Here is a 19,842-nt window from a genome sequence, read left to right on the forward strand (position 1 = left end):
CGGGTTGCATTGATACTCATCGGCCATGCACCAATCGACGTACTCATCAGCGGGCTGGGAGTCCTGGGGGCTCTCGTTCAGGCCGGCGATCCCGGAGGGGATGCCGTTGCTGTTCGACGACGACCTCCTCTTCGAAGACAGCAACGGCGTCCGCCCCACCACCGTGATCAACTGCTGGGCCTGCGAGCTGCCAGCGAATGGATGCCCATCGCCGAACTCGTGGCCCTACTACGTGCGTACGGTGCGTGAGTGGCTGGAGTTCATATCCGGGCGTGGGGTCGTCCTTTTCGACACGCGGCGTCGCCTGAAGGCAGCGTTGAGCGCGTACTCCGTGTATCGAGCCCGGGGCCCCATCAAGCACCGCTTCGAAGCGTCCACGTGGAACCAGAGCATGGGGATTCTGGCCGGGTTCTACAAGTGGGCGAAGGATGAGGAGTACACGGACTCGGAGCCGTTCACGTACCGGCAGGCGGTCTGGGCTTTCAAGGGGCAAGTCCGTCGCGGGCGGGTCAACCAGTCACGGCGGCGCCAGGCGAAGCCTCATGTGACGATCAAGTATCTCGACGACGACTTCACGGACATCTTCCTCAAGGCGTTGGCGGGGTTGGATCCTGACGGGGAGCGGGATCCGAGGTACCGGGGGCGGGAGCTGGCCCGGAACTCAGCGGTCGGCCGGTTGATCGTCTCCAGCGGTCTGCGAAGCCAGGAGTACACGTACCTGCTGGCCTGCGAAGTGCCACTGCTCCCCTCGCGACGGACTGCGGTGCCTGTGTCGTTCCCGGTCCCGTCCGGTATCACCAAGGGAAGCAAGTACCGCGAGTCGTGGATCGATTACGACTCGCTGGCTGAACTGCGCTCCTACATCGCCCTCGACCGGGCAGCGGCGACGTTCGGATCGTCGTGGCGTCCGCCGGCCCGCTGGGGAGAGCCGCTGTTCGTGACGGACGCCGACGAGCGCGGCGGACGCGTGAACGGGGTCCGTGTGCGGTGGAACTCACTCGGCCCTGACGAGCGGCGGCGTCTGGTCGCCCCGGAGGGAGGCTCGATGCTGCTGTCGGTTTGGGGTCAGGGGCGCCCCTTCACCGGATGGTCCACGGTCTTCGCCAGGACCTCCGACCGCATCCGCGAGCGATACGAGCCGCGCTTCCCGCATGTCAACCCGCACCGGTTGCGTCACACCATGGCCATGGCGACCATGGCGCGCCTGATGCGCGGCTGGTACGAGCAGGCCGCTCGGCAGGTCCGCGACACCGATGACGATGCCGCCCTGGCGCACTACCTGCGGACGCAGGAGCCGCTGCTGATTCTGCGTGATCTGCTCGGACATACCAGCTCGCTGACCACGGAATCGTACCTGCACCGCCTGGACGTACTGCGCCTGTTCACTTCCCTGTACCGGCGGGTCGGCAAGGAGTACGGGCTGCTGGACGAGGACGTCGAGCTGGAGCTCGGGACCGAGTTCGACGACGAATCGGCGGTGCTCTGATGCCGGCCACCGTCACCCTGGACCCGCTGGGTGTGCACTGCATCTTCAGCGACGGGTCGGAGTATCGCCGTCGCCTGCGCGTGCTGCGGCCAGTGGAGCTCCCGGAGCTGGCGCGCACCCTGCTGGAGGGTGCTACGGATCTTGTACATCCGCACGGGCAGGTCGACAGTGCGGGCGGCTTCGACCTGTACCTCACGGCCGTCCGCGGCTTCACCGACTGGCTGGTCGAGTTCGGGTTCTCCGGCGGGGCCTCTGACCTGACGCGCGCGCTCCTCGCCCGGTACTGGCGGCAGGGGGTGCGGTCCTCCCAGGAGAGCGCGCTACGGGCGATGTTGCGCTGCGCGGATGACCAGGATCAGATTCTGGCGCCGGATGTGCGCGCGTTCGTCGATGGCCGGCTGTTCAACACGGGCGAGCGGTACGGCTCACACCAGCCGTACAGCGAAGCCGAATGGGCTCGGCTCATCCGTACCTGCCGGGCCGAGGTCGATGGCGCCTATCGCGCGTTCTGCGCGGCCCGTGAGCAGGCTTCGTCGGCTGAGGGGCCAGGGGCTTCGCTCCGTGAGCGCACTGCCCATCACTGGCTGGTGGTTCACAACGGGCCCAACGCGCTTGTCAAGGAGATGGCAGAGAGCGGCTCGTTCCCCTTCCGGCAGAGATACGGCGCCGGACTTCGCGCGGTGCTGGATCCGCTGATCCCGACCCTGGATGTGATCATCGCCTATCAGCTGCTGTTCGGCGCGTACACCGGCATCGTGCCGGACGGGATCACGGACCTGGGACTTACCGACATCGAGTGGGCGGGTGACGAGAAGATCCTCCTCAGCTACGTCAAGGGCCGCACGGCGGCGGAGAGCCTTGCTCTGTCACGTCAGGCCACCCGCCTGCTGGAACAGTGGCTCGATCACTCCGCGGTGGCCCGCCGATTCGCGCCCGAGGGGTTGCGCCCCGAGCTCTGGGTGCGTTTCACGCCGAGCGGCACGTGGGCGGGAGAGCGATGGCTGGCCAAGCCGGCCACGCGCCTGTCCGTAGTCCGCTGGGTTGAGCGCCGCCAAGCCGTCGACGAGGACGGGCACCCCACGCAGATGACTGGTGACGACGGTCTCCCCCTGGCCCTTCACCGGCACCGCATCCGCACGACCCACGACGCGCTGAAAGACCGCTCACACTGGCGCGGCAGCCGCCGCACCACGCTCGATCCGAATCGGTCCCCCGGAATCGAGGGGGACCACTACCTGACGAACACGACGCCGGCTCAGCGCGAGGCGGCGGAGGACATCATCGCCCAGGCACAGGAGGACCTGGTGCGCCGGGCGCTGCCGCCTTTGGTGCTGGCCACCGCCGATATGGCCGACCTGGTGGAGAACTATCCCGAGCACATGAAGCGGCTCGGCCTGGACGACAACGCCTTGGCGCAGCTGCTGTCCGGGGAACGCGACGTGTTCACCGCGGCGTGTGGGGATCAGCTGTCGGGACTCCACGGGCCGAAGGGCAAGCCCTGTCCGGCACGCCCGTGGGTGTGCCTGCTGTGCCCGCTGGCCTTGTTCGCTCCCCGCCATCTGCCGAACCTGCTGCGGCTACGGGCGTTCTTCTCCCGCCAGTGGCAGCAGATGACCACCGCCGAGTTCATTCCCGTCTTCGGCCCGTACGCCCACCGTCTCGACGAGATCCTGACTCCCGGCCGGTACTTCTCCGAGCACGCGCTGCGGGCAGCTGCTGTCGAGGTCACCGGCTCCGATGTGGAGCTTCCACTGCGACCTGAGGAGCACACCGTATGACCACCCTGCCCCGGCCCACGGGCCTCGCGGCTGCCTTTGCGCGTTCTGTCTTTCGGGGTGAAGACGTGTGCGCTGCGGCAGGTCTGCCGGTCTGCGGCGCGGGTCCGCGGCCTTGCTTCGATGACGCGGTCTGGGACTTTACCGGTGTCATCGGGCTGCCGCGGTACCTTGCGCGGTATGCACGGATCTTGTCCTTCACCGAGATTCTCAATCCCCAGTGGAGGGAACTCGCAAAGGAGTTCATCTTCGCCCGGCTCGCACCGGACCACCGCGCTGTGCGGGAACTTGCCCACGCCTACCGCACACCCGTGCAGATAGCCACGGTGCACGGGCGGCTGACCGTGCTCACCGGCTGGCTCAACTGGCTCACCGAACAGGGCGTCGACCGTCTCGGGGAGGTAACCCAGCAGCACTGCGCCGCCTACCTGGAACTTCGCAAGAAGGTACGGGACAAGCACGGCGTCGTGATCCGCGACAGCAGTCCCGGCTACCGCATGGACGTCGTGGCGGTCATCCAGGAATTGGGCTACTACAGCGAATTGTTCTCCACCGGCGGCTACGCGCCGGGCTTCCGTCCATGGGGGCGACGCACGGCGTACTCGGTTGCCGGGATGGTCCGCAGGACGGGCAACACAACGCCGCCGCTGAGCAACGACGTGTTCCAGCCGCTTGTGGCGGCGGCTCTGTACGTGGTGGAGGTGCTGGCGCCGCACGTCGTGGAACTCCAGCAACAGCTGCGGGAGATGACGCCGAACCGGCCGGGCCGCAACAGTGGGCGTCCGAGCTGGAAGGTCGAGGTCGTCCGGGCCATCGACCGCCACATCCGGGAGGGCGACCCGTTCGATGTCGCCCTCGATCACGTCGTAGCCGAGCGGCTGGCGGACGGCTGGGATCCGGACGATCCGCTGCTGCGGGTGAACCTGATCTCCCTCGCCCACGAGACCGGACGGCATGCCTTCCACTACACGTGGCTGCCCACACTGCGCGGCCACCTGGAGAAGGCCGTCAGGGAAGTCGGCCTGTCCAAACGCTGGGGCCGGACGGCCGCCCTGGTCGAACGCGCGGACGGACGGGGCAGTGTCCCCTGGACTTTGCCGATGAACACCACCGAGGCCCGACTGCAGCTCTCCCGGGCCCGCACAGCCTGCATCATCGCGCTCGCCGCACTGACCGGAATGCGCAAGAGCGAACTGGCTGAGCTGACCCACGACTGCCGTCTGCCTCCCGAACAGCTCGGCGAGGGCCGCGTCCGCTACCGCCTGAAGGGCAAGGTCATCAAGGGCCGGAAGCTGGGTGGTGAACACGATCAGTGGGTGACCATCAAGCAGGCGTACGACACCGCCGGCGTAGCCGCCTCGCTCGCCGATCCGGTGAAGAACGACGGTCACCTGTTCAAGTCGCTCTCCTTCTTCACCCCGTACGAATGGTTCCTGACCTGGGTCAATGGCCCAGACGGCCGTCGCCTTGGGCTGGCTCCGATCCCCGAGGTGCCGGTCAGTCTGCGGATGCTTCGCAGAACCCTCGCGGTGGAGATGGCGCACCGGCCCGGTGGTCTGCTGGCCGCCAAGATCCATCTCAAGCACATCTCGGTGGTCACGACCGAGGGCTACGCGGACCGCCCCGGTGGGGCCCAGTCGGTGCTGATGGCCGAGTTCGGCCAAGAGGAGCGCGAGCACAAGATGCGCGTCGCCCTCGACGCATTCCACGACTACCAGAATGGTATCCGGCCCTCGGGGCCTGGTGCCGGCGATCTCCTGGACTTCTTCGCGTTCGTCGACGGACAGCTGGATGTCCCTGGGGCGCCGAACGTCAAGCGCAGCGACCAGGAAGTGACGAATCTCCTCGCCAAGCGGGCCAAGTCCCTGCATCTGGGGCCGGCGAACTACTGCTGGTTCCTCGATCCGTCCAAGGCGCTGTGCCTCAAGCTCGCAGGGGCCCACGCCCGCGGGGCGACAGAGCCTTTGATCGGCATGTGCGATTCCGCGCGGTGCCCCCAGGCCACCCACCATGCCGGGCACCGCCCGGTATGGGCGGCCAGCGCCGAGAGCAAGAAGGTCTTCATCGCCACCATCGGACGCGCACAGCGGATGGAGAAGACGCGCCTGAGTGCGGAACTCGCCCGAAATGAACGGGTGCTGGCCGAGATCGACGCCCCCTGCGGAACGGGGGCCTGACATGGCCCGCATCAGCGACGAGACCCGGCGGAATAACGAGAGGGCCATTCGGCAGGTCATGGAACAGCTCCTGGCCGGTGACGTTCCCCCGGGCGGCAAGTGCGACATCAAGACCCTCGCGACCCAGGCCGGGGTCGCCCGCACCGGCTTCTATCCCAAGAAGAACCGCGACGGCTCACCGCGGCCCGGCCCGTACCAGCACCTGGCCGAGGAGTTCGAGCGCCGCCTGGCCGCACTGCGCGAGGCCGGCGCCATGACCGACCCACGAGCCGCCCAGGTCGAACGCCTCAAGAGTCAGGTAGCCGGATTGAAGGACCGGCTCGCCGAGCGGCAGGAGCAACTCGCCGAACTCGGTGAGTTCAAGCAGCGAGCGCTGTCCCAAATCGCCGCGCAGCAGATGGAGATCCAACGGCTTCGGGAGGCCCTGGCCGCACCGTCGAATCTCCGGGCACTTCCCCGGGCTCAAAGAGGATCTGCCCCCTACGGGTCATGTAGCTGAACTCAGGGCCATATGCACGGATCCCGGTCATTGCGATGGGCCATATGCCCGGTGTGCCGGGGCTGCGGTCAGGGCAGCACACCGCTCTCAGTCAGGACTCGGTGCAGGTCCGCAGTGGCCGGTGCACCCTCGGTCGCGCCGTCGGCATGGCGGTAGAGCCGGCAGGACAGACCCGCTTGGAGTCCCTCCGCTGCGAACGGGTCGGCTCCGTCCAGCAGGAGGGTGGGCGAGCCCGACATCCCCAGCCTGACAGCCTCGTCCGCGTCATGGACCTCGATCCATTCCACCGATACGACCCAGCCTTGGAGAGCCTCGGTGATGCGCTCGCGGATGAGCGGGGCGTTCGGGCAGTCGGGCACGGTCAGCACCGTAAGGCGCGCCGTCTCAGTCTTGGAGTGGTTCATGGCGGACCCCTTCCTGACGTGGTTCTTCCTGGTGTGTGGACGGTAGACCTTCCAGTGCGCTGGAAGGTCAAGGGCTAGCCTGGAGGTATGCGCATCGGTGACCTTGCTGCCGTCAGCGGGGTGACGGCGAAGACGCTCCGGTTCTACGAGCAGGCCGGGCTGCTGCCCGCCCCGCCCCGCACCGCGGGCGGCTATCGCGACTACCCGCAGCAGACGGTGCAGCGGCTGGCGTTCATCCGTGACGCCCAGGGTGCGGGGCTGAGCCTGGCCGAGATCCGCTCCGTGCTCGCTCTGCGTGATGCCGGGGCCTCTCCCTGCGCCCATGTCACGGCTCTCGTCGAGGCGCATCTTCAGGACATCGACCGGCGTCTGGCCGAGCTGCGCGCCACCAGGGCGGTGCTGCGGGGGCTTGCGGAGCGGGGCGCCGCGACCGATCCGGCCGACTGCACCGACGTCGAGGTGTGTCGCATCCTCACCGGGGCGGGCAGCGCGGTTGGTGAGCGTCCTCACTGAACTGTCCGGCCGGGCCCGCCTAGCGTGAGGGCCCCCGGGACATACCGGTCCCGTTCAGGTAGAGGAGCAGGCCATGCTGCGTGCGGTGTGGAACGGAACGGTGATCGCGGAGGCTCCGCGCACGGTGATCGTCGAGGGCAACCACTACTTCCCGCCCGAGTCGCTGCACCGGCAGTACCTCACGCCGAGCAGGACCAGGTCGATCTGCTTCTGGAAGGGAGTAGCCCGCTACTACAGCCTCGAGGTCGACGGGCTGACGAATCCGGATGCCGCCTGGTACTACCCCAAGCCCAGCCCTCTGGCCCGGAAGATCAAGGACCATGTGGCGTTCTGGCAGGGCGTACGGGTCGAGGGCACGCCGGAGGCGTCGGCAGACGGCGGGCAGTGACCGAGGCGGGTCAGCGGCGGGTCAGGTGCCGGAGGGCGACGACGGCCTGAAGGGCGGCGGCCGGGCGCAGCAGGACGGGCCGGGGCCGCGCGGGCATGGCGCCGCGGCGCAGGGCGAGGCAGGTGACGGTGACGACGGGCAGCGCCCAGGCGGCGATGGCCGCCGCCCGTACGGCGGGGTTGGGTTCGTGGCGCAGGGTGAGCCACGTCCAGAACACGGCGTCGGCGAAGGTGTCGGCGTAGTCGCCGAAGGGGGAGGTCGTGCCCTGATGGCGGGCGAGGCGCCCGTCGGCGAGATCAAGGCCGACCGCCAGGACGCCGGAGGCGCGGCCGGTTCCGCCGGGCAGGGCGGGGAGGTTGGCGCGCAGCAGCGTCAGGATGTCTGCGGCGGTCAGGCGGGTGCGATGCTCCAGCAGCCCCAGGTGCGAGGCGGCGAGGACCCAGCTGGCGGCCACCCAGCGCCGCCCTGGCCGCCTGCCACGCGCCAGCCGGTATAGGACGCCGTGCAGGGCGGTGAGCTCGGCCAACGCTCGGGGGCGGCGGGCGGCCTGGAGCAGCGACCGGTGTGCGGCCTGTCCGAGGAAGCTCACGACGGCGGCCGGAGAGAGGTTGTCTGCGCGCAGACCGGCCAGCAGCGCGTTCGTCGCGGCACGACTGCCGGCCATCTCGGAAACAGGCTCCACGTTCCTTGGTCCTCCACCACGACGGCTATGGCGATCAGGGTAGGGGCCGACGCGCCGGGAGAACGGTGAGCGCGCTCACTGATCGGCGTACATGCCCGGCCTAGCGTCGTAGGTGAGACGGGGACAGATGCGTGGAGAGGTCGGGCAATGGCGTGGATCGGTGCTCTGGGAGCGGTGACCGTAGCGGGCGTAGGCGCGGCGGCCGGGTATCTGGGGCTGGTGACCGGGGCAATGCCGCTGGATGTGGGAGTCGGGCGGCGCGCACGGCCGCTGGGGCCGCAGACCGTCGACATCGCGGCGCCGCGTGAGGTGGTGTTCGACGTCATCGCCCAGCCGTATCTGGGCAGGGCCACCCGAGCAATGCGCGAGAAGGTCAGCGTGCTGGAACAGGGCAGCGACATGGTGCTCGCCGCCCATCGCACCCCGGTCGCGGGCGGGCGGCTGACGGCGACGACCATGGAGACGGTGCGGTTCACCCGCCCAGAAAGAGTCGACTTCCGCCTGGTGCGCGGGCCCGTCCCGGCGGTCACCGAATCCTTCGCCCTCACCGAGCACGAGTCCGGTACGCGGCTGGTCTACGAGGGCGAGCTCGCCACGGACCTGTGGCGGGCCGGACAGTGGTGGGGCGGCCTGGTCGCCCCCCGGTGGGAAGCGACCGTCGCGGCCTCCCTGGGCGCGGTCCGGCAAGAGGCAGAGCGGCGCTCGGCTCTGAGGTGAGCGGCTCGCCGGTACCGCACGGCGAGCCGACGGACGCGGTGGAGTGCGGGCGGCGTATCTGTTCGCACCGAGAGGGAAGGCGGCGATGAGACATGGTGGCGCGGCCGAGCGGGCTGGCCCGGCGGGCCGGGACGCAGCATGAGTTGAGGCCGGCGCCGGGCGGCGCGCCAGCGCCTGAGGGGCTGGCCGCCTCCCGCGGTGCCCGGGGTCCGGTGCGGGCGCGTGATCGAGTGGGCGACTGGCTGACCAGGGCGCTCACGCGGGCGGTGTTCTGCTGGCTGCCTCCTCCTCACCGTTGACCGGCCGGGCGCGGGGTCGGCCGCCCCGCTGTGGTGCGTCCGTGCCCCCTGGGCGGTCAGTCGCCATGGCCGAGGTCGGCCAGGGCGTCTTCCACGGCGCGGTGGAAGGTGGGGTAGGCGAACATCATGTGGCGCAGCCGCTCGACGGGAATCTCGTTCCGCGGGCAGCAGCCGCTCCATCGCTTCCACGACGGTCACCGCGGTGCCGAAGCGGGAGAACGCCTGTGCCAGCTCCACGCCGATCGCGCCGCCGCCGAGCACGAGCAGCGAGGCCGGCGGCTCCTTGACCGAGACCGCCTGCCGGTTCGTCCAGTACGGCACGCCTTCCAGCCCGGGAACGGGCGGGATCTGCGGGCGGCTGCCGGTGGCCAGTACCACCGCGCGCCGGACCGCGAACACAGGCGGGCCCGGCCGCGGACGAAGCGCCCGCCCTTGCGGGTGAACTGGTCGACGGCCACCTGGTCGTTCCAGTCGTCGGTGGCCTCGTCCCGGATCCGGGCGGCGACCGGCGTGAAGTCCGGGGTCACTTGGGAGTCTCCGGCCATGCCGGGCACCCGCCGCGACTCGGCGAGGAGATTGCCGGCGCGGATCATCATCTTGCTCGGGATACACGCCCAGTACGGGCACTCGCCACCGACCAGTTCCGCCTCCGCCCCGACCACGTCCAGCCCTTCCTCGGCCAGCCGCTGGGCGACATGCTCACCCCGACGCCCATGCCGATCACCACCACATCGACTTCCTGAATCCGCGCCACGAGGGCCTCCTTGATCACCCGCGTTCGAGGGTCTTGGTCATTGCGTATCCGGCGTATCCGGGACGACAGAGGGCGCCCGCGCCGCCGCGTCGCCGTTGTCACCCGCGTGAGGGGTAGGCCGCCGGGAGCGGCCCGTGCGCGAGGTGCCCCATACCAGCGTGCCGGTGAGCATCAGCAGGGTGAGTGGGTAGAAGACCGGGCGCAGTGGGATCAGGACCGGCAGGAGTGCGGCGGCGGTGCTCGCGCCCAGGACGAGCAGGAATGTGGGTACGCAGCAGGCGAATCCGAGCAGGAACGTCGGGAGCGCGCCCAGCAGCCGGGCGTAGCGGGTGCGTCGGCAGGAGGCGGCCTGCCGGGCGGCGTGGGCGGCCACGGCGATGTTGCAGCCGACGAGGGCCGCCACGACGGCGCCGAGCAACAGGTTGACCGGGCTGAGGAGGATGGCGAGGTGGCTGGTGGGGTGCCAGGCGAGGACCGGCTCGAACAGGTACGGCGCGCGGACCTGAAGCAGCTGTCCGGGGGCGGTCTGGAACACGGGTGCGCCGGTGAAGCGGCCGGAGGCCGAAACGGCGAGGTCCCCGATGGAGAACAGGTACACCAGCAGGGTGAGGCTCGCGGCGATCAGCCCGGTCCTGCGGTGGCGGCGCACAGCGAGGGCGGCACGCACCCGACCGGGCGTGGTCCCGATCGCGACGACGGTGGCGTCCCAGGCGTCGCCTGTCCTGGCGAGGAAGGTGAGCAACCTGCTCATGTCCGCACCTGGCCGCCCGGGTAGAACGCGTACCAGGCGAACCACATCGAGTCGAGGAAGTCTGCCGGCTCCCACCCTTCCGATGTCTGCTGGACGACGCGGGCGGTGCCGAGCCGGTCGTCCCAGCGGGCCTCCACCCGCGTGCCGCCTACCTCGGCGCGTACGGTCCGGTGCGTGCGGACGAGTTCCTTGTCGATGGCGAGGCGCTCCTTACCGACGCGGACGCCGATGACGACGTCCTTATCGGCGAGCCGGTCGCTGGAGGCGAGCACGGGGAAGATCGGCCGGCCCTTGGCGTAGTAGCCGCCCCGGTCCGGGTAGGAGTCGTAGGAGCCGTACGGGTCGCTGCCGTAACTGCGCAGAGCCCCGGTGTCGGTGGACAGCACCTCGGTGTCGGGGTGCGCGGTCCGCCACTGCTTCCACGTCGTCCACACCAGCGGGACGGTGTCCAGCTTCGTTCCCTTGAGCGGGCCGCTGATCGCGGTGCCAATCAGCTGGGGCCACTCGGAGCCGGTCTGCCGGTCGTACATCAGCAGGTTGGAGTTGACGAGCTTGCCGGTGGTGCCGAACGTCAGGTCCTGGACGCCGGGCGGGGCGGAGAAGGCGATGACTGTGCCGGTCAGCGGGCAGTAGGTGACCGCGAGGGGTTCGCCGCCGACGGTGTCGTTGACGATCTCGTGCCACACCAGCACCAGCTGCGGGTAGGCCCTCACTTCGCCGCGGTGCTCCAAGCCGAAGACCGGATCGTCGTCGTCGAGGAAGCCGGCCTTGCTCGCCGTCACGAAGCGGGGCTTGTCGATGGAGGGGATGCCGTCCTTGCCCGGCCCGCCGGACACGGCGGCGCCGGCGAGCGCCTCCAGCGAAGGGTCCTGGCCCGGCTGTACGGCGGTCACGGGGTCGGAGGGCCCGTCTGAGGCCAGTTTCCCGCCGAGGATCGCCCCGCCTGCGAGCACGAGGCTGATGGCGCAGACCACGGCCCCGCCCTTGAGTATCTGTCGCCGCGACGGGCGAGGGGGTTTCCGATCGTTCTGGCCGGTCACCTGGCACCTCCCGAACCCGATGGGATTCGTACTGCCGATCGTGCCCTGTGTCGGGCAGCGCTTCGGTGAGCGCGCTTACAGTTCTCGCCCTCCTTGGCGGCCTACGGTCGGATCATGGTGCTGCGGATCGTGCTCGGGACGGTGTACACGGCGATGGCGATCGGCCAGCTCGCCTCCTTCGGGCACATGCCCGGGATTCTGGCCGCGTACGGGCTGGTGGACGGCGCCGGGACGACCGCGCTGGCCGTGGCACTGATCGCGGGCGAGCTGGTGGCGGGCGTCTGGTTCCTGGCCCGCCCGCGGTCGAAGGCCCTGGCGCCGGTGTGGGTGTACACGGGTGTATCGGTGGTGTGGACGGTGCTGGCCGTGCAGGCGTACGCGCGGGGGCTGGCGGTGGACAACTGCGGCTGCTTCGGCCTCTACCTCACGCAGAAGCTGAGCTGGTTCGTGCTGCTGCAGGACGCCCTGACCCTGCTCTACGCGGGCATCCTGATCCGCTCCGCCCGCCGGCCGCCCGCCCCGCTGCCCTCCGACGAAGGGGAGGAGGCGAGAGGTGATGTCCGTATCCCGTGAACGGTCCGGTCTCGGCGGCATCGCGGCGGCCGTGGGTGCAGGGCTCCTGATGGTGGTGTGCTGCGCGGGTCCGCTGCTCGTGGCCGGTGGAGCACTTGGCGCCGTCGGAGGTGCCCTGGCCAACTGGTGGCTGATCACTGTCGGTGCGGTCGTGCTGCTCGCCGGCGCCGGCTATGCCCTGCGCTGCCGAGCGCGTCGCCGCCGGGGCGCCGGGCTGGCCGAGTGCTGCACGACCGTCCCCGCCGGCCCCCACCCACACGAAGAAGTCGATCCGGGCGGCGACGTCCGCTAAACCCAGGCCCCGGCGGAAGAAGGAGATCTGCGATGACCCAGGCACCAGCGCCGAGGCGCAAGGCGGACCGGGACGAGGTGTTCGTGGAGTTCACCAAGTCCATCTGTCCCCTGTGCAAGACACCCGTCGACGCGCAGGTCAACATCCGCGCGGACAAGGTGTATCTGCGCAAACGCTGCCGCGAGCACGGCGAGTTCGAGGCTCTGGTGTACGGGGACGCGGACGAGTATCTGTCCTCGGCGCGGTTCAACAAGCCCGGCACGATCCCCCTGACGTTCCAGACGGAGGTGAAGGACGGCTGCCCCTCGGACTGCGGGCTGTGCCCGGAGCACAAGCAGCACGCCTGCCTGGGCATCATCGAGGTCAACACCGGCTGCAACCTGGACTGCCCGATCTGCTTCGCCGACTCCGGCCACCAGAGCGACGGCTACTCCATCACCCACGAGCAGTGCGCGACCATGCTCGACGCCTTCGTCGCCTCCGAGGGCGAGGCGGAGGTGGTGATGTTCTCCGGCGGCGAGCCCACCATCCACAAGCACATCCTCGACTTCATCGACCTCGCCCAGGCCCGCCCGATCCGCAACGTCAACCTGAACACCAACGGCATCCGCCTGGCCACCGACAAGAACTTCGTCGCCGAACTCGGCAAACGCAACCAGGTCCCGGGCAGGTCGGTGAACGTCTACCTCCAGTTCGACGGCTTCGACGAGCGCACCCACCTGGAGATCCGCGGCCGGGACCTGCGCACGTTCAAGCAGCGGGCGCTGGACAACTGCGCGGAAGCCGGGCTGACCGTCACCCTCGTCGCGGCCGTCGAGCGCGGCCTGAACGAGCACGAACTCGGGGCGATCATCGAGTACGGCATCGACCACCCCGCCGTCCGCTCGGTGGCGTTCCAGCCGGTCACCCACTCCGGCCGGCACGTGCCCTTCGACCCGCTGCGGCGGCTCACCAACCCCGACGTCATCCGGCTCATCAACGCCCAGCGCCCCGCCTGGTTCCAGAAGGGCGACTTTTTCCCCGTACCGTGCTGCTTCCCCACCTGCCGCTCCATCACCTACCTCCTGGTCGACGGAGAACCGGGCAACCGCACCGTCGTGCCCATCCCGCGGCTGCTGAACGTGGAGGACTACCTCGACTACGTCACCAACCGCGTCATGCCCGACGCCGGCATCCGCGAGGCCCTGGAGAAACTGTGGTCGGCCTCCGCCTTCATGGGGACCGAGACGACCGAGGAGAAGCTCCGCGCGACCGCCGAGGCCCTGGACTGCGCCGACGCCTGCGGCATCGACCTGCCCGAGACCGTCAAGCAGCTGAACGACAAGGCGTTCATGATCGTCGTACAGGACTTCCAGGACCCCTACACCCTCAACGTCAAGCAGCTGATGAAGTGCTGCGTCGAGGAGATCACCCCCGACGGACGGCTCATCCCCTTCTGCGCCTACAACTCCGTCGGCTACCGCGAACAGGTCCGCGAGCAGATGTCCGGCGTCCCCGTCGCCCCGGTCGCACCGAACGCGCTGCCTCTCGCGGGCCGGTTGACGACGACCCCGTACGGCTCGAAGACCACCCGCACCGGAAGCGAGGAGCGCTGGCCGTGAACCCCGAGGAGATCAAGTCCTGCTGCGCGGACGCCTACTCCAAGGACATCGTCGCGCTGCTGCTCGGGGACTCCTACCACCCCGGCGGCACCGCCCTGACCCGCCGCCTCGCCGACCGGCTCGCGCTCACTCCCGGCGGGCGGGTCCTCGACGTCGCCTCGGGCCGCGGCACCACCGCGCTGCTGCTCGCCGACGTCTACGGGGTGCGAGCAGACGGCATCGACTACGCGCCGGCCAACACCGCCCTCGCCCAAGGAGCCGCCGAAGCCGCAGGGCTGGCCGAGCGGGCCGTCTTCACCACCGGCGACGCCGAACACCTGCCCTACGACGACGAGGTCTTCGACGCGGTGGTGTCCGAGTGCGCGCTGTGCACCTTCCCCGACAAGCCCAGGGCCGCAGCCGAAGTCGCCCGCGTCCTGAAACCCGGCGGACGCCTCGGCATCACCGACGTCACCGCCGACACCGACCGCCTCCCGCCCGAGCTGCGCGGGCTGACCGCCCGCATCGCCTGCATCGCCGACGCCCGCCCGCTCGACGACTACGCCGAGCTCCTCGCCGCTGCCGGGCTGCGCACCCTCACCGCTGAACGCCACGACGAGGCGATGATCCGCATGATCGACCAGGTCCAGGCCCGCCTGGACCTGCTGCGCATCACCGCCCCAGCCCGGCTCGCCGACGCCGGCGTCGACCTGACCGCGGCCCCGGCCGTCCTGGACGCGGCCCGCGCCGCCGTCACCGACGGCGTACTCGGCTACGCCCTGCTGACCGCCGTGAAGCCTCACCCTGACGGCCCCGGCGATCTACCGCCGGGTACGTAAGCGCCCTCACATACCTGCATGAGCCCTGCGTCCTAGCGTCAGCGACGAGAACGACAAAGTCACCGCAAGAGAGAGGACGATCACCATGGCCACCACCGTGCAGGCATCCCCGAAGACAGCCGCGATCCCGATGTACGCCGTGTGGGGCGCCGCGGCCGGGCTCGTCGGCGGCATCGGGATGGGCATCTGGATGTCGGTGTCCCGCCCCGTGATGGACACCGCCATGATCACCATGGTCGCAGGGCTCCTCGGCTCCACCAACGCCTTCGCCGGATGGCTGATCCACCTCGGGATCGCCACCTTCGCCGGCATCACCTTCGGCGTGGTGCTGGGCCAGTTCGCCCAGCGCCTCGCCCCCGCCATCGTCCTCGGCCTGGCCTACGGCGCGGTGTGGTGGACTCTCGGCGCCCTGTGGATCATGCCCGCCAACATGGGCATGCCCGTCTTCGAGTGGAACGACGTCACCGCCTCCAGTCTCGGCGCCCATCTCGTCTTCGGCCTGCTCGCCGGAGCCACGTTCGCCGGCATCGCCCAGGCGATGGGCAAGCGCACCGGCCCGGCTCGCCGATGAACCGCGAGGCTCCCACCTCACCACCCGGCCCGATCACCCCACCACGGGGCGCGGCACCGCGTCGCATAGCCATCGACGGCGGAGGCGTGCCCTACTGTCTGGCCAGCAGCGCAGAGGCGCTGGCCAGCCCGGCGTGGGGCGTCGCACCCCCACCATGGGCCCCGGGACGACGCGAGGAAACGCACCGCATGAACCACGCCACATCGGACGACGAGGCCGAGCGGACCTGGTGTCTGGCCGAGGTCGACATCTTCTGCGACCTGAACGAAGCGGAGATGGAAGCCATCGCCGCCGCGGCACCGATGAAGACCTACCACGCGGGCGAGATCCTCTACTCGCCCACCCAGCCCTCCGAGGTGCTCTTCATCCTCAAGAAGGGCCGGGTCCGCGTCTTCCGGGTCTCCGCCGACGGCCGCGCGCTGACGACCGCGATCATCTCCCCGGGCACCATCTTCGGCGAGATGGTCCTGCTCGGACAGCACATGTACGACAACTACGCCGAAGCCCTCGACGACACCGTCGTCTGCGTGATGAGCCGCGCGGACGTACACAAGTTCCTGCTTTCGGACGCCCGGATCGCCGCCCGTATCACCGCGATCCTCGGCCGCCGCCTGTCCGACCTCGAACAGCGGCTGTCCGACAGCGTCTTCAAGACCGTCGCCCAGCGTGTGGCCACCACCCTGGTCACCCGCAGTGCCGCCCAGCCGTCCGGCAGCCCACTGCGGCCGGGCGGACGCCACCCCCAGATCGCCCTCACCCACGAACAGCTCGCCGCCCTCGCCGGCACCTCCCGTGAAACGTGCACCAAAGTGCTGCGCGAGATGGAGGACCGAGGGCTTCTCAGGCTCGCCCGCGGCCGCATCACGGTGCTCGACCGCGAGCGGCTCCAGGACGCGGCGGGCTGACCCCTGCAAGCGTCACCGAACCGTAAGGCCACCACCACACCCGCGACCCGAGGACGCGATCTAGTCTCGCCTCCGGTCCCCGACACACAGGAGTCATCCATGCGCGCCCGCACCGTCCTTCCGGCCACCCTCGCCGCCGCCCTGCTCGCCCTCACCGGGTGCGGCTCGAACGGCAGTGCCGATGCCGCAGGCGATGCGGGGGCCCTCTCCCCATCAGCGGCGTCAGCGACCGCCCAGCCGCCGGCCGGCTCAGACGGGAGCGGCACCGGAGCGGACGGGGCCAAGGTGCCCACGGCCCTGAACTTCGCGGCCACCACCGTGGACGGCCAGCCGTTCGACGCGAAGATGCTCGCGGGCAAGCCCACGGTGCTGTGGTTCTGGGCGCCCTGGTGCCCCAAGTGCAAGGCCCAGGCCGCCGAGACCGCCAAGGTCGCCGCCGACAACGCAGGCAAGGTGAACGTCGTCGGTGTCGCCGGCCTCGACAAGAACACCGCCATGAAGGACTTCGTCGCCGACACCGGCACCGGATCCTTCCCTCACCTGTCCGACGAGAGGGGCGAGGTGTGGAAGCGGTTCAAGGTCACCGAGCAGAGCCGCTACGTCATCCTCGACAAGGACGGCACCACCGTCTACGAAGGCGTGCTACCGGGCGGTAAGGGCCTGGCCGAGAAGGTCGCCGAACTCACCGGCTGATCCCCCCATGTCTGATGTGCCTGTCGCCCTCGCGCTCGGCGCCGGGATGCTCGCCGCCGTCAACCCGTGCGGCTTCGCCCTGCTGCCCGCCTACCTCTCCCTGCTCGTCCTCGGCGACGACACCCCCAGCCGCACCGTCGCCGTCGGCCGGGCACTCGCCGCCACCGCAGCGATCACCGCCGGATTCGCCGCCCTGTTCGGCGTCTTCGGCCTCGCCATCCAACCCGTCGCCGGACAGGTCCAGCAGCACCTGCCCTGGTTCACCATCGCCTTCGGTCTGCTCATAGCCACCGCGGGCGGATGGCTGCTCGCCGGCCGCCAGCTGCCCGCCCTGGCCCCCAAGCTCCGCCGGGCACCCAAGGTCACCCGCTCCCTGCCCTCGATGGCACTGTTCGGCATGGCGTACGCCACCGCCTCCCTGGGCTGCACCATCGCCCCCTTCCTCGCCATCGTCGTCTCCGCCTTCCGTACCGGCTCCACCGGCGAAGGCATCGCCCTGTTCACCGCCTACGCGGCCGGCATGGGCCTGATCGTCGGCGCCGCGTCCCTGACCGTCGCCCTCACTCGCACCACCGCCGTCACCCGCCTGCGCCGCCTCGGCGCGATCGCCCCCCGCCTCGGCGGCGCCCTGCTCCTCCTGGTCGGCGCCTACGTCGCCTACTACGGCTGGTACGAGATCCGCGTCCAGCGCGACCCCGCCACCACCGACCCCGTCATCGACGCAGCCGGCACCCTCCAGCGCGCGATCGCCGACGCCCTGGACGGACTCGGCCCCGCCGTGATCGCCGCCCTCTTCGCGCTCCTGCTCCTGGCGGCACTGGTGGTCCGTCGCCGACGAGCCAGCCGCAAGGACCGCTCCGACACCGAATCGCAACATTCCTGAGGGGACCCCAGCTGTAGGGGTCCCGAGCGGGGCCCTCCAGCAGATCGCGGTCCGCGCTCTCTTCGACAGCAGACTGCCGGAGTGAACACCGGCCGGACGACACGGGCCGGTTTTGCGGCTGACGGGCAGGACGCCGCGGGAGTGTCCTGCCGGCCTCGGTGGTGCAGGCCGTTGTCGCCACCGGAACGCCGGTACATGCGCAGCCGGTGCGGCTCGTGCTCGGGGCACAGCCGCCGCTTCAGCGGCGGCTGTGCCGCGTCTTCACCGTCGCGGCCTGGCCGCGGCCCGGCTGCCGATCAGCGGTCGGCGCGCACGGAGACGACGATGTCCTTGTCCGTGTTGCGGGTGATGAAGAGGCCGGAACCGTCCGGTGCGGTCAGGTAGGGGACCTCGGTGCCGACGCTGAGAACCTTCGGGTCCCCGGTGACCGTGCGGAGGTTGAGCTGGGCGGGGACGGGTTCGGTATCGCCGCCGATGGAGTCGTCGCGCACAGCGCCGTACGCGGTGCCGTCGTCGCGTATGGAGGCCAGGACGATGGTCTTGCGGTTGCCGTCGCCCTGGAGGCAGATGCCCCGCTTGGTCTGCAGGTCGAACGCGAGGGGGCCGGCGGCCAGGTAGCGTCCGTCGGGTGAGGTGATGACGGGGAAGTCGCGGCTGGCGCTGGTCTCGTCGGGGATGTCGTAGTCGCAGACGACCTGGGCGGTGAGCGTGCCGGTACGCAGATCGTGCACGGACCACACGGCGTTGTCGTCCCGGCCGTACCTGCCGCCGGTGTTCCAGCCGACCAGCACGTGGCCCCGTGCGGCGGCGTAGACGGTGCCGTTCCAGGAGTCGAGGATGCCGGTGGTGGCGTTCACCTGCTTGGGCCGGATGGAGTCGCTGAACCACTTCCCCGGGATGCCGAAGCCCCCGCCGCCCATGCCGACCAGCGGCCCGTCGCCGGTGGCGGCCATGACGCGGCTGCTGTTGCAGGCGGCCGCCTTCTCGCACTGCGGCAGCAGCTTGTTGGCATCCTCGTACACGGTCGTCTTGCCCGTGGCGGCATCCACCGCGGCCGAGGAGCGCGGGAACGCGCCGTCCTCGCCCCAGGCCACCACCAGCCTGCCGCCCGATGCCTGCACGCGGATCTTCCCGGGGCCGGCGGACACGGGCACGTCGATCTCCCGCACCGGCTTGACCGCAGACCCGGAAGCATCCGCCGGGTAGAGGGCCAGGCGTACCACCTCGACGCCCTCGTGGAGATCGTCCTTGCCGCGCATGCCGTGCGCGTACGCGACCACGTAGCGCTGGCCGTCCTGCTCGAAGCCCATCACGTCGGGGATCTCGGCGGCCTCGCCGGTCGTGTCCTCGCCTTCTGCGCCCTCGACGGGGGTGGGCGGGTTCCACGGCGCTGACCTCCAGGCGACCTCGCCACTGCTGCCCGACCGCGCGGTGACCGTGTAGCCGTTGGAGGCCACCTGCATCACCGCGACCGTCTGCGTGCCCGGAACGGCCGTCACCGGCAGCGTCGTCACCGACTCCGGCACCCACGCCAGCTTCTCGTCCCACCCCTTCGCCGCATCGTAGGCCGACGGCACGCTCAACTTGACCAGCGGCTCGGAACGATCCAGCGGGCCCGGACCGCCCTGCTTGGACGAACCGGCATCCGACGCAGAGCCCGAACAGCCCGTCAACACCGTCAGTACCAGTGCCCCGGCCACCGCCGTACGCGCTCGCATGATCCCCGCCCCTCGTAAATGCCATGATCCGGTCAGCACCGAACCCTAATCCACGCACTCCGAGCGCTCCGGCCCGCCAGCCCCCTGATCCGGCCAGCTCCCTCCCATGCGACGGGCGTGGAGCCCGCTGGCACGGGATGCGGCAGGCATACCCGGTGGCAGTCCAGCCAGCACGCCGACTGAACCGTCGTTCGCCCCCGTCATGCCTTCGGCCGAGCCGACCTGATTCGCCTGACGTGCCCCGAGGGGCGCCGTGCCGGACACTCCTGTATAAGGGCCCGCGTACTTCGTGCGGGCCGAGGT

The 19,842-nt window shown here is 70.1% G+C and carries 20 protein-coding genes and 1 pseudogene; 15 read left to right on the forward strand and 6 right to left on the reverse strand.

The features are described 5' to 3' along the window. The first annotated feature begins 100 nt into the window (after positions 1-100). The 4 genes from L6E17_RS21360 to L6E17_RS21375 are packed head-to-tail and all read left to right on the forward strand — an operon-like array spanning position 101 to position 5,937. Entirely contained in the window at positions 101-1,486 is a 1,386-nt protein-coding gene (locus L6E17_RS21360; RefSeq protein ID WP_236242352.1) for a site-specific integrase, read from the forward strand. Continuing rightward, a complete protein-coding gene (locus L6E17_RS21365) occupies positions 1,486-3,264 on the forward strand; it encodes a hypothetical protein (protein ID WP_236242353.1) in 1,779 nt (592 codons plus the stop codon). The genes L6E17_RS21360 and L6E17_RS21365 overlap by 1 nt, the downstream gene beginning before the upstream one ends. Further along, positions 3,261-5,438, forward strand: a complete 2,178-nt coding sequence (locus L6E17_RS21370; protein WP_236242354.1) for a site-specific integrase — start codon at positions 3,261-3,263, stop codon at positions 5,436-5,438. The genes L6E17_RS21365 and L6E17_RS21370 overlap by 4 nt, the downstream gene beginning before the upstream one ends. A gap of 1 nt (position 5,439) precedes the next feature. Further along, positions 5,440-5,937 carry a hypothetical protein gene (locus L6E17_RS21375; protein WP_236242355.1) on the forward strand — a complete coding sequence of 166 codons (498 nt, stop codon included), beginning with the start codon at positions 5,440-5,442 and terminating at the stop codon, positions 5,935-5,937. 68 nt (positions 5,938-6,005) lie between these two features. On the opposite strand, the gene L6E17_RS21380 is transcribed toward L6E17_RS21375, so the two are convergent. After that, complete coding sequence (locus L6E17_RS21380; protein WP_236242356.1) at positions 6,006-6,341, reverse strand: thioredoxin family protein; 336 nt, start codon at positions 6,339-6,341, stop codon at positions 6,006-6,008. Between the two features lie 87 nt (positions 6,342-6,428). Here L6E17_RS21380 and L6E17_RS21385 point away from each other — a divergent pair, with 87 nt between their 5' ends. Together L6E17_RS21385 and L6E17_RS21390 are read left to right on the forward strand one after the other, a co-directional pair. Next, the gene (locus tag L6E17_RS21385) at positions 6,429-6,854 is read left to right on the forward strand and encodes a heavy metal-responsive transcriptional regulator (RefSeq protein WP_236242357.1); all 426 of its coding nucleotides are present in this window, start codon (positions 6,429-6,431) and stop codon (positions 6,852-6,854) included. A gap of 73 nt (positions 6,855-6,927) precedes the next feature. After that, on the forward strand, positions 6,928-7,242 hold the full coding sequence (locus tag L6E17_RS21390; protein WP_236242358.1) for a DUF427 domain-containing protein: 315 nt from the start codon (positions 6,928-6,930) through the stop codon (positions 7,240-7,242). Between the two features lie 10 nt (positions 7,243-7,252). Here the strand turns inward: L6E17_RS21390 and L6E17_RS21395 are convergent, their stop codons facing one another. Continuing rightward, positions 7,253-7,924, reverse strand: a complete 672-nt coding sequence (locus L6E17_RS21395; protein ID WP_236242359.1) for a CDP-alcohol phosphatidyltransferase family protein — start codon at positions 7,922-7,924, stop codon at positions 7,253-7,255. A 231-nt stretch (positions 7,925-8,155) separates the two neighbouring features. Between L6E17_RS21395 and L6E17_RS21400 the strand changes: the two genes are divergently transcribed. Further along, positions 8,156-8,641, forward strand: coding sequence for an SRPBCC family protein (locus tag L6E17_RS21400; RefSeq protein WP_236242360.1), 486 nt, complete (start codon positions 8,156-8,158; stop codon positions 8,639-8,641). 509 nt (positions 8,642-9,150) lie between these two features. Here the strand turns inward: L6E17_RS21400 and L6E17_RS31125 are convergent. The 3 genes and pseudogenes from L6E17_RS31125 to L6E17_RS21415 form a co-directional block, all read right to left on the reverse strand. Next, positions 9,151-9,567, reverse strand: a pseudogene (locus tag L6E17_RS31125) (FAD-dependent oxidoreductase); the annotation flags it as partial. A gap of 164 nt (positions 9,568-9,731) precedes the next feature. Then, positions 9,732-10,445, reverse strand: a complete 714-nt coding sequence (locus L6E17_RS21410; protein ID WP_236242361.1) for a hypothetical protein — start codon at positions 10,443-10,445, stop codon at positions 9,732-9,734. Beyond that, a complete protein-coding gene (locus tag L6E17_RS21415) occupies positions 10,442-11,419 on the reverse strand; it encodes a DUF3179 domain-containing protein (protein ID WP_236242362.1) in 978 nt (325 codons plus the stop codon). The genes L6E17_RS21410 and L6E17_RS21415 overlap by 4 nt, the downstream gene beginning before the upstream one ends. Before the next feature lie 180 nt (positions 11,420-11,599). On the opposite strand from L6E17_RS21415, the gene L6E17_RS21420 reads away from it, so the two are divergent. The 8 genes from L6E17_RS21420 to L6E17_RS21455 all read left to right on the forward strand — a co-directional run bounded on the left by L6E17_RS21420 (position 11,600) and on the right by L6E17_RS21455 (position 17,821). Then, on the forward strand, positions 11,600-12,058 hold the full coding sequence (locus L6E17_RS21420; RefSeq protein WP_236242363.1) for a MauE/DoxX family redox-associated membrane protein: 459 nt from the start codon (positions 11,600-11,602) through the stop codon (positions 12,056-12,058). Then, positions 12,042-12,350, forward strand: a complete 309-nt coding sequence (locus L6E17_RS21425; protein WP_236242364.1) for a mercury transporter — start codon at positions 12,042-12,044, stop codon at positions 12,348-12,350. Before L6E17_RS21420 ends, L6E17_RS21425 begins: the two co-directional genes overlap by 17 nt. 32 nt (positions 12,351-12,382) lie before the next feature. Next, entirely contained in the window at positions 12,383-13,951 is a 1,569-nt protein-coding gene (locus L6E17_RS21430) for a radical SAM protein (protein ID WP_236242365.1), read from the forward strand. Beyond that, the gene (locus L6E17_RS21435) at positions 13,948-14,769 is read left to right on the forward strand and encodes a class I SAM-dependent methyltransferase (protein ID WP_236242366.1); all 822 of its coding nucleotides are present in this window, start codon (positions 13,948-13,950) and stop codon (positions 14,767-14,769) included. The genes L6E17_RS21430 and L6E17_RS21435 overlap by 4 nt, the downstream gene beginning before the upstream one ends. Positions 14,770-14,854: 85 nt before the next feature. Further along, a complete protein-coding gene (locus tag L6E17_RS21440) occupies positions 14,855-15,340 on the forward strand; it encodes a hypothetical protein (RefSeq protein WP_236242367.1) in 486 nt (161 codons plus the stop codon). A 188-nt stretch (positions 15,341-15,528) separates the two neighbouring features. After that, positions 15,529-16,245, forward strand: coding sequence for a Crp/Fnr family transcriptional regulator (locus L6E17_RS21445; RefSeq protein WP_236242368.1), 717 nt, complete (start codon positions 15,529-15,531; stop codon positions 16,243-16,245). Between the two features lie 99 nt (positions 16,246-16,344). Then, a complete protein-coding gene (locus tag L6E17_RS21450) occupies positions 16,345-16,938 on the forward strand; it encodes a redoxin family protein (RefSeq protein WP_236242369.1) in 594 nt (197 codons plus the stop codon). Between the two features lie 7 nt (positions 16,939-16,945). Continuing rightward, the gene (locus L6E17_RS21455) at positions 16,946-17,821 is read left to right on the forward strand and encodes a cytochrome c biogenesis CcdA family protein (RefSeq protein ID WP_236242370.1); all 876 of its coding nucleotides are present in this window, start codon (positions 16,946-16,948) and stop codon (positions 17,819-17,821) included. 296 nt (positions 17,822-18,117) lie between these two features. On the opposite strand, the gene L6E17_RS21460 is transcribed toward L6E17_RS21455, so the two are convergent. Continuing rightward, a complete protein-coding gene (locus L6E17_RS21460; protein WP_236242371.1) occupies positions 18,118-19,398 on the reverse strand; it encodes a hypothetical protein in 1,281 nt (426 codons plus the stop codon). Positions 19,399-19,842 lie beyond the last annotated feature (444 nt).

The sequence above is a fragment of the Streptomyces sp. CC228A genome, assembly GCF_021390935.1.
Classification (GTDB): Bacteria; Actinomycetota; Actinomycetes; order Streptomycetales; family Streptomycetaceae; genus Streptomyces.

Excerpts from the sequence above, each read along its gene's own strand:
- L6E17_RS21360 (WP_236242352.1), top strand. The coding sequence starts at position 101 with ATGCCGTTGCTGTTCGACGACGACCTCCTCTTCGAAGACAGCAACGGC.
- L6E17_RS21365 (WP_236242353.1), top strand. The coding sequence starts at position 1,486 with ATGCCGGCCACCGTCACCCTGGACCCGCTGGGTGTGCACTGCATCTTC.
- L6E17_RS21370 (WP_236242354.1), top strand. The coding sequence starts at position 3,261 with ATGACCACCCTGCCCCGGCCCACGGGCCTCGCGGCTGCCTTTGCGCGT.
- L6E17_RS21375 (WP_236242355.1), top strand. The coding sequence starts at position 5,440 with ATGGCCCGCATCAGCGACGAGACCCGGCGGAATAACGAGAGGGCCATT.
- L6E17_RS21380 (WP_236242356.1), bottom strand. The coding sequence starts at position 6,341 with ATGAACCACTCCAAGACTGAGACGGCGCGCCTTACGGTGCTGACCGTG.
- L6E17_RS21385 (WP_236242357.1), top strand. The coding sequence starts at position 6,429 with ATGCGCATCGGTGACCTTGCTGCCGTCAGCGGGGTGACGGCGAAGACG.
- L6E17_RS21390 (WP_236242358.1), top strand. The coding sequence starts at position 6,928 with ATGCTGCGTGCGGTGTGGAACGGAACGGTGATCGCGGAGGCTCCGCGC.
- L6E17_RS21400 (WP_236242360.1), top strand. The coding sequence starts at position 8,156 with ATGCCGCTGGATGTGGGAGTCGGGCGGCGCGCACGGCCGCTGGGGCCG.
- L6E17_RS21410 (WP_236242361.1), bottom strand. The coding sequence starts at position 10,445 with ATGAGCAGGTTGCTCACCTTCCTCGCCAGGACAGGCGACGCCTGGGAC.
- L6E17_RS21420 (WP_236242363.1), top strand. The coding sequence starts at position 11,600 with ATGGTGCTGCGGATCGTGCTCGGGACGGTGTACACGGCGATGGCGATC.
- L6E17_RS21425 (WP_236242364.1), top strand. The coding sequence starts at position 12,042 with ATGTCCGTATCCCGTGAACGGTCCGGTCTCGGCGGCATCGCGGCGGCC.
- L6E17_RS21430 (WP_236242365.1), top strand. The coding sequence starts at position 12,383 with ATGACCCAGGCACCAGCGCCGAGGCGCAAGGCGGACCGGGACGAGGTG.
- L6E17_RS21440 (WP_236242367.1), top strand. The coding sequence starts at position 14,855 with ATGGCCACCACCGTGCAGGCATCCCCGAAGACAGCCGCGATCCCGATG.
- L6E17_RS21445 (WP_236242368.1), top strand. The coding sequence starts at position 15,529 with ATGAACCACGCCACATCGGACGACGAGGCCGAGCGGACCTGGTGTCTG.
- L6E17_RS21450 (WP_236242369.1), top strand. The coding sequence starts at position 16,345 with ATGCGCGCCCGCACCGTCCTTCCGGCCACCCTCGCCGCCGCCCTGCTC.
- L6E17_RS21455 (WP_236242370.1), top strand. The coding sequence starts at position 16,946 with ATGTCTGATGTGCCTGTCGCCCTCGCGCTCGGCGCCGGGATGCTCGCC.